5 protein-coding genes are annotated in these 7739 nt (G+C 38.5%); 1 reads left to right on the plus strand and 4 read right to left on the minus strand.

The window, feature by feature from the left end:
* Nucleotides 1-326: 326 nt before the first annotated feature.
* Nucleotides 327-2918, plus strand: a complete 2592-nt coding sequence (locus ACFI34_RS10185) for a TonB-dependent receptor (protein WP_462673393.1) — start codon at nucleotides 327-329, stop codon at nucleotides 2916-2918.
* Between the two features lie 62 nt (nucleotides 2919-2980).
* On the opposite strand, the gene ACFI34_RS10190 is transcribed toward ACFI34_RS10185, so the two are convergent.
* From ACFI34_RS10190 to ACFI34_RS10205, 4 genes are all read right to left on the minus strand, one after another.
* A complete protein-coding gene (locus ACFI34_RS10190) occupies nucleotides 2981-3586 on the minus strand; it encodes a peroxiredoxin (protein WP_006793938.1) in 606 nt (201 codons plus the stop codon).
* Between the two features lie 234 nt (nucleotides 3587-3820).
* The gene (gene fadR, locus ACFI34_RS10195) at nucleotides 3821-4534 is read right to left on the minus strand and encodes a fatty acid metabolism transcriptional regulator FadR (protein ID WP_462673394.1); all 714 of its coding nucleotides are present in this window, start codon (nucleotides 4532-4534) and stop codon (nucleotides 3821-3823) included.
* A 649-nt stretch (nucleotides 4535-5183) separates the two neighbouring features.
* On the minus strand, nucleotides 5184-5819 hold the full coding sequence (locus ACFI34_RS10200; protein ID WP_462673395.1) for a hypothetical protein: 636 nt from the start codon (nucleotides 5817-5819) through the stop codon (nucleotides 5184-5186).
* A gap of 772 nt (nucleotides 5820-6591) precedes the next feature.
* Nucleotides 6592-7739: hypothetical protein (locus ACFI34_RS10205; protein WP_462673396.1), on the minus strand; the 1148-nt coding region annotated here is incomplete at its 5' end.

Consider the following 7739-nt stretch of genomic DNA (forward strand, 5'->3'; position numbering starts at 1 on the left):
TACCTATAAATAATTTATTACAATTTTATTGTGAATCAATTAATTTAATTATTACTCTCAATGAGGTTGTATTTTTTATTTCTAAAATAAAGCATATGCGCCTATTTAAACCTGCTTCAGCGCATAATATCTGCTTTAAAATCATCCAAAATCACACTAAAACCCATACTAAAATCACATTTCAGTCTCATTGCTAACACTTAAGTTACATGATATTAATGTCGTCGCTTGTTATATCAATCCGCTTAAATATGGGATTTATTTAACAATTTAAAAGGATTGGTATTGAGCAACTAAACTTATTACATATCAACAAGGATTTAAGGATGAAGCAATCAATTGCATTTACGCCAAGTATTATTATTGGCGCAACACTTTCATTATCAGCGGGCTTTACAACAACTACTTACGCCGCTGAAGAAGCAAAAAAAGTAGAACGCATTGAAGTTACAGGCTCGCGTATTAAACGCTCTGACATTGAAGGCCCATCACCGGTGCAATCAATCAGTAAAGCCGATATTGAAAACATGGGTTACGATAACCTTCAACAACTACTCGAAAGAATGCCTGTTGCAGGCAGTGGTACTTTTTCTACACGTGGTAACAACCAAGATTCGACGGCAAATGGAGCTGCCGCTGTAAGTTTACGTGGCCTAGGTGCCGACGCAACACTTGTACTGATTAACGGGCGCAGAGTCTCAATTAGTGCGTTTGCAGAAGGGATAACTAATTCATTTGTCGATATAAACAGCATTCCAGTATCGGCTATTGAACGAATCGATATTTTAAAAGACGGTGCATCTGCAATTTATGGCTCTGATGCTGTAGCCGGTGTTGTTAACGTTATTTTGAAAAAAGATATCGATGGCGTAGAAGTAAACTTAGGGTACGGCGGCACTGACGGCCCTAACTATGAAGAAACAACAGCAAGTGTTGTTTGGGGTACCACTAGCGAAAAAAGCAGTGCGTCAGTAATCATTGACTACTTTAAAAACACATCGCTTTCATCATATGAAATGGGCCGCTTAGGCACTGCTAACCAATCGCCTTATGGCGGTGAAGATTTCCGCTCATCTCGTGGCTTCCCTGGTTATTTTTACGTTGATGGCGTAAAAACAATCGACCCAGATTGCCCAGCTGAAAACGCAACAGCAAGCGGAAGCTGTTTATTTGATTATGGCCCGTTTGGCTACATTGCCCCTGCCGCTGAGCGTATTGGCGCTATATCGCAATTTGAATATCGTTTTGACAATGGCATTACGGGCTTTTTAGAAATGGCCGTTCAGCACAATACCTCAGTTGCAGCCGGTGCACCAACCCCACTTGACGAAGATGCAGGCCTAACGGTACCAGCAAATCATCCAAATAATCCTTTTGGACAAGACATCGAAATTGGCCGCTACCGTACTGTAGACGCAGGTGCACGCCAATGGGATATTGAATCAGACACAATGCGTATTGTGGCAGGCTTAAAAGGCGAAATTAACGACTGGAGCTGGGAAACAGCAGTACAAAAAGGTCGCAGTAAGTCAATGCAAACCGGCGACCGCTCGCAAGGTTGGGTTCGTACTGATTTCTTACAACAAGAAATTGACGCAGGTAACTACAACCCATTCGGTGGCACTTACAACGACCCGGCAGTTGTAGACAGAATTACCACCAGCCTTGTTCGTCGTGGCGAATCGCATATGACTTCATTTGACGCAAACATTACTGGTGAAGCATTTAGCTTTGGCGACGATGTTGTGATGATGGCCGCAGGTATCGAATACCGTGAAGAAGACGTAAGCGATATTCCTGATGATCAATTCCAACGTGGTTTAATATTTGGTACTGAATCTGTATCTGCATCTGCAAACAGAGACCAGTACGCCGCGTATGTTGAGTTTTCAATTCCACTTGCAGAAACCCTAGAGCTACAACTGGCAGGTCGTTACGATGACTACAGCGACTTTGGCACCACTACCAATCCAAAGGTTGCACTTCGCTGGGCACCAACCGATGAAATTACGGTTCGTGGTTCATGGGCGCAAGGCTTTAGAGCCCCTTCTCTTGCACAAGTTGGTTTAGGTCCATCTCAAGAAAGTCAGTTTTTTGTAGACACGTACCGCTGTCAAGCAACAGGGAAAGACTGTAGCGCACTTGATTACAACATTGAGTTTGCAGGTAACCCCGATCTACAACCAGAAGAATCTGAATCTTGGAACGTTGGCTTTATTTGGGCACCAACAGCCGAATTTGGTCTGAGCGTAGACGTGTGGAGCATCACACAAGATAACAAAATTGACGAGCAAGAATTTGGCCCTATTTACGCCTCTGAATGTAATAACCAAAACAGCACAGTATGTGTTCGTTTATCACCAAATGGTGGCGATGCGTTAGGTACTATTCAAAAAATATTTAGCACCTTTGAAAACGTATCATCGCAAGAAGTGTCGGGCGTTGATATTTCAACAAACTACAATCACTCGCTTGACGATTTAGGCTTATTAAAATTCAATTTAGAATGGGCATACCAAGATAAATTTGAAAAAGATGGCCGCGATTACACCGGTGAATATGGGTACCCAGAGCACCGCTTTATCTTCTCAACTAACTGGGAAATGGGCGCGTTTAACACTAACTTAAACATTAGTTATGTTGGTGAGTTTGAAGATACACCAGATATCGACTTCGATGGTAACTTAGATTTCGATACCAATACATCACGTATGGTTGACTCGCAAACACTGGTTGACTTACAAACGTCTTACCGTGTTTCTGACTCTGCTAAAGTATCGTTAGGTATTAATAACTTATTTGATGAAGAACCACCATTTGCAATTGGTGACGGTGATTCTGACTTATACGGTTACGCCTCGGGTGTACATAACCCACGCGGTCGTTATATCTATACTAAAGTAAGCTTTTCTTTCTAAACGCTACACAAATAAAAAAACCGCCAACTGGCGGTTTTTTTTATTTAAACAAAAGGGCTAAATTATAGCTCGCCTTCGTTTTCAGAAAGGAACTTAGCAACACCTTCAGGGCTTGCATCCATACCTTTTTTACCTTCAGTCCAACCAGCAGGACAAACTTCACCGTTCTCACTGTGGAACGCTAGTGCATCAACCATACGGATCATTTCGTCAATGTTACGACCTAGTGGTAAATCGTTAACTACTTGATGACGTACGTTACCTTCTTCGTCGATTAAGAACGAACCACGAAATGCAACACCCGCTTCAGGATGTTCAACGTCGTATGCTTTACAAATTTCGTGTTTAACGTCTGCAACTAGTGCGTATTGTACTTTACCAATACCGCCGTCAGCTACAGGCGTATTACGCCATGCATTATGAGAAAACTGAGAATCGATAGAAACACCAATTACTTCAACGCCACGCTTTTTAAACTCTTCAAAACGCTTATCAAATGCAATAAGTTCAGAAGGACATACAAACGTGAAATCTAATGGGTAAAAGAAGATTACAGCTTTTTTACCTTTAATTGTTTCGTGTAGATTGTAGCTATCTACAATTTCACCATTACCTAAAACTGCTGCAGCGGTAAAGTCTGGTGCCTGGCGGCCTACTAATACACCCATTTTATTCTCCAAATATTTTGAGTTTGTTTTCAATTGCTTTCGCAATGCTGGTACATATATGGGCGCTAAAATTTAAAAACCAATAGCACCTACACATAATTGTTTTGTATATTAGATATAAAATTTTAAAAAAGATAATCGTATTTACCGATTTGGGCAATCGAAAATACCGAACATTAAATTAAAACACCGCAAATACAAAAAAACCTGCATATGCAGGTTTTTTTAAAATGTTTAGTCCATTATATCCGACGGCATATCGCCACGAATTTTTTGCCAAATTTCACCCGTTTGATGACCATATTTACGCATCATCGAAATTGCACCATCGTGCTCATTATTTTGCGCTAATACAGTTAAATCTTTATAAAACTGGCGGGCAAGCTCGCGGGTACCCGGATCTGAAAAGTAATGACAACCAATTTTAGAATAAAACCCTCTAAAACCGTTTAAAATTAAAACATAAATTCGGTTATTACCTGCAACGGCCAATTCATGATGCACTTTATAGTCATAATCAGCAAATGCTTGTGCCGTATCTTCAAGTTCGTGACTTAATGATAAAATTTCAATAACACGCTCAGGGTTAAGCTTAATTGCAGCACGGGTATAAATAGCACTTATATTTGTTCGTGCAGACAATAGCTGATCTGTCAGCTCAGGCATTTTATCTTCATCTAAACGTGCTAACGTTTCTAATATATTTAAGCCCGACGTTTCCCAAAAGTTATTAACCTTTGTTGGTTTTCCGTGCTGAATAGTTAGCCAGCCGTCTCGCGCTAAACGCTGTAACACTTCGCGTAATGTGGTTCTTGTTACGCCAATTAACTCAGAGAGCTCTCTCTCAGCTGGTAGAATTGAACCTGGAGGGAAATCGTCATTCCAAATAGACTCAACTATGTATTCTTCAGCAAATCCTGCTGGGCTTTTCGCTTTAAAAATTCTCATCCAATTCCCACTCGAATTAATCTACAACGTTTCGCTTACGCGAATAACTGACTGATTGTACCAGACGAAACTCAACTAACAAGTAAAGTAAGATATATTGTTAAATTGAACATACACTTCAAGGTAAAGTTACTGAACGGCAAGAGCGACTGGCCATTTAAAAGGAACAAAAATAGCTTTTAATAAAACAAATTCATTGAAAATATCATATTACAATTAGGCTAAACATAGGGGAAATGTTGCAAGTAACGAGACTCAACTTAGTGGCTGAGCTAACAGCCAATTGTACACATTGAAGATTTTAAATGTCTGAAGTCAAGGTCTGACCCCTCACTTTTAGTCGTCTAAATAGCGCTTTCGCTTTTCACTTACCACCAGTATCATTCCTCAAAATGGTTTAGGTTGTTTAACCTAAAGCTTCGGGGTTAAGGGGCTTCCCCTTATGGGTTCTAGGGCTAGCCCTAGCAAGAGGGCAATTGGTACAGTCGGTAACCAACTTGCAATCTTGCTACTACACCAAAGCATAGTCTACATATCGAACATTGAAAATAGTAATACGTGGGTAATAAGCATCACGAAGTGATGTTCTAGCTTGCTAGTACGAATGCTGTAATAGCTTAAATTGATGGTGGTAATGTTCAAATAGAATCTAGTTATCGTTTTTGTGAGTCTTTTCTTTAATTAGTTCGCTGAGACCAAGCAATTTATTATATTCAGCTATTTCCTTTTTATCTTCAGCTATTTGCTTTTTATCTTCAGCAATGCTCTTTCTCATTTCAGCTAATTGCGCTTTTTGTTCTGGAGTAAAGTCAGCAGATACACCGGGAGTCCAATCAGCTTCTTGTGCTAATTGGTAAATACTTATGCCTACTGGGTGTTCTCTAAACTGTGGAAAGTCATCAAAAAAAATTTCGACCATACCTGGTGCTCCGCCATTTCTTCTGTCGATCAATTCCAATGCATCATAAATTCTTAATGCTAGAAAGTGTTTATTTCGTCGGCTTGTTTCACTGCCTAATTCTTGTGCAGCGTCATTAAATAATGAAAGACAATAGCTTTGATTTTTAGCTGATAGGCTGGCTAGTTTTTTGTCAAACATTTCGGCAAGCTCTTCATCTTTAAAATACGAAATGAATTTTTTTCTTGCTAATTTTTGGTCAAAATCGGTATTAATTTCAGGCATGGTCGGCTTAAGGTTATTTTCTGCTGTGGCTAATCCAGAATATGCTAAAACAATAATGAATAGTATTTGTAGTGTATTTTTTGTAAGCCTGTATTTGTTCATAATCCGTTACTTATCTTTGAATGATTATTTTATACTGTTCACGATTTTATGGTGTTGCTCTGAGTAAAGCAAATGTTGAAAATATGGTTATGAAAAACGCCCAGTAAAAGCTGAGCGTTAATTGCTTACTATTCGTAAGTACTTAAGTTATATATTTCTTCAATCGAATAAAACAAATAACTTAAATCTTTGGTATAAGTTTCACCTCACCAACCAATCATGTATTCAACGCTTTCCCATCTGGTATTCACGTTTAAATAAATAGTAGGTCAACCACAGCCTAAGCAAATTTCAAAATAGCTGTAATGCTCATTGCTATAATGTTGCACTTCTAAACAGCTAAAATAATCGGAAATTAGATCAAACTCATCATCTTCATTGATTGCTCATTCGTGACCAATAACTTGTTTAACAAACTCGCTGCTTGATAAATCTCTAAACGCTAAAACATCAGCTTCAAAATTAGCTGCATGTTGTTGTAATTCAGTTTTCATAATAAAAAAACTTAATAAATAAAACAGGACGATTAATCCTATAAATCAATCACAATGCTCTGAGGAAACTCAAATTTATTTTGAAAAAATTGTGACTTCACTATAAGCACCTGAGAATATTTTCAAAATTAATTTTAATTGCCGAAGTTTTAAGCGGCTTTTTCAACCGCTATTTATCAAAAGAAAAAGCCCTTAAAAGAGCGTTGTATAATTGATTTATTTGATTGATAGGCCATACGTTGCTTATAGATACGCATAATAGAAAATCTAAAGTTAGTTTAGTACTTTAAAAAGCATTGTTGTTCTCTGTATTGTGCAATTGATAGTGCTTTGGTGTTCTCATTACTAAGAGTTTTTATTGATATTGAGGCTGTAGATAAATCGATTGATAGCTGCTGTGGCCGTAATTCTGTTGTTTGACTATTGCTTGTGTCTTCAATCGTCAGAATTAGTGTAGTGGGATGTGTTTCAACCTGCTCATTTTGCTGGATTTCGATATGTTTCAAACGGCTTTGTTCAAAAGGTAACTCAACATAAGTAAGTGAAACATCTTCCGTTGAAACGGTTATGTCTTCATTAATACCTTTAGATTCACTGCAAATTAATCCACCGTCATTTAGCCAAACTGTTGTGGTTCTGATGTATTCAACGTTGGTATCTTCATATTCATGTTGGGTTTCTATTTCAAGCTCATTACCATGATAAGCAATAGATACGAGTTTTTTATTGCCCGGCAACCGTAAACTGTGACTGTGTTCAAATAACGCATTTAAAGCTTGGTAAGGCCGTACTTTTATATCGTGAATCTGTTTTGCAGGGTAATGCTGGTTCATTTCCATTACTGCATTTAATACATTAGTGTACATGCCTCGGGTATTACCCATAAGGGCAATTACAATATGCCAAATTTGTTGGTCGGGTAGGTGTTGTTTTTCACCATCTGCCCAAAAGCGCTGATGGCTATCTACACTTAAATTGATGGTTCTCGCGTAGGCAATATGTTCGTATTGTGTAAGCTTTAATAAATGGCCACCATGTGGCGCACTACTTAATATTTCCAATTTAATATTTTGATTAAGTAAAAATTCCCCGAAGGTTTCAGCCTTTTCTATATGCTTTACTTCTATAATGTGTGATGCGCCAGATTTGGCCGGGTCGAATATGGTTGATTGGTCAAAATGGTTGTTTTTATGCGCTACATTTGTTTCTCTTGGTGCGCTTTTATCCGTTAAAAACCTATAAAATGCCACAGGTATTAATAACCACACAGCTTCAGCCAACAATAATGGAACCATGACGTTTGCTGCCATACTACCTGTTTGAATATTTGACCACACCATTTTGTAAAGCGCCCAGTTGCTATACAGCGAAGGGTTAAAGTTAAAAGCAAAGCGATACACTTCCATAAAAATGGTTGGCTTAAACA

The sequence above is a fragment of the Pseudoalteromonas sp. PSi26 genome (assembly GCF_054960575.1).

What these genes read in the sequence shown, in the direction of transcription:
- ACFI34_RS10185 (WP_462673393.1), top strand. Translation starts at nt 327, where the DNA reads ATGAAGCAATCAATTGCATTTACGCCAAGTATTATTATTGGCGCAACA.
- ACFI34_RS10190 (WP_006793938.1), bottom strand. Translation starts at nt 3,586, where the DNA reads ATGGGTGTATTAGTAGGCCGCCAGGCACCAGACTTTACCGCTGCAGCA.
- fadR (WP_462673394.1), bottom strand. Translation starts at nt 4,534, where the DNA reads ATGAGAATTTTTAAAGCGAAAAGCCCAGCAGGATTTGCTGAAGAATAC.
- ACFI34_RS10200 (WP_462673395.1), bottom strand. Translation starts at nt 5,819, where the DNA reads ATGAACAAATACAGGCTTACAAAAAATACACTACAAATACTATTCATT.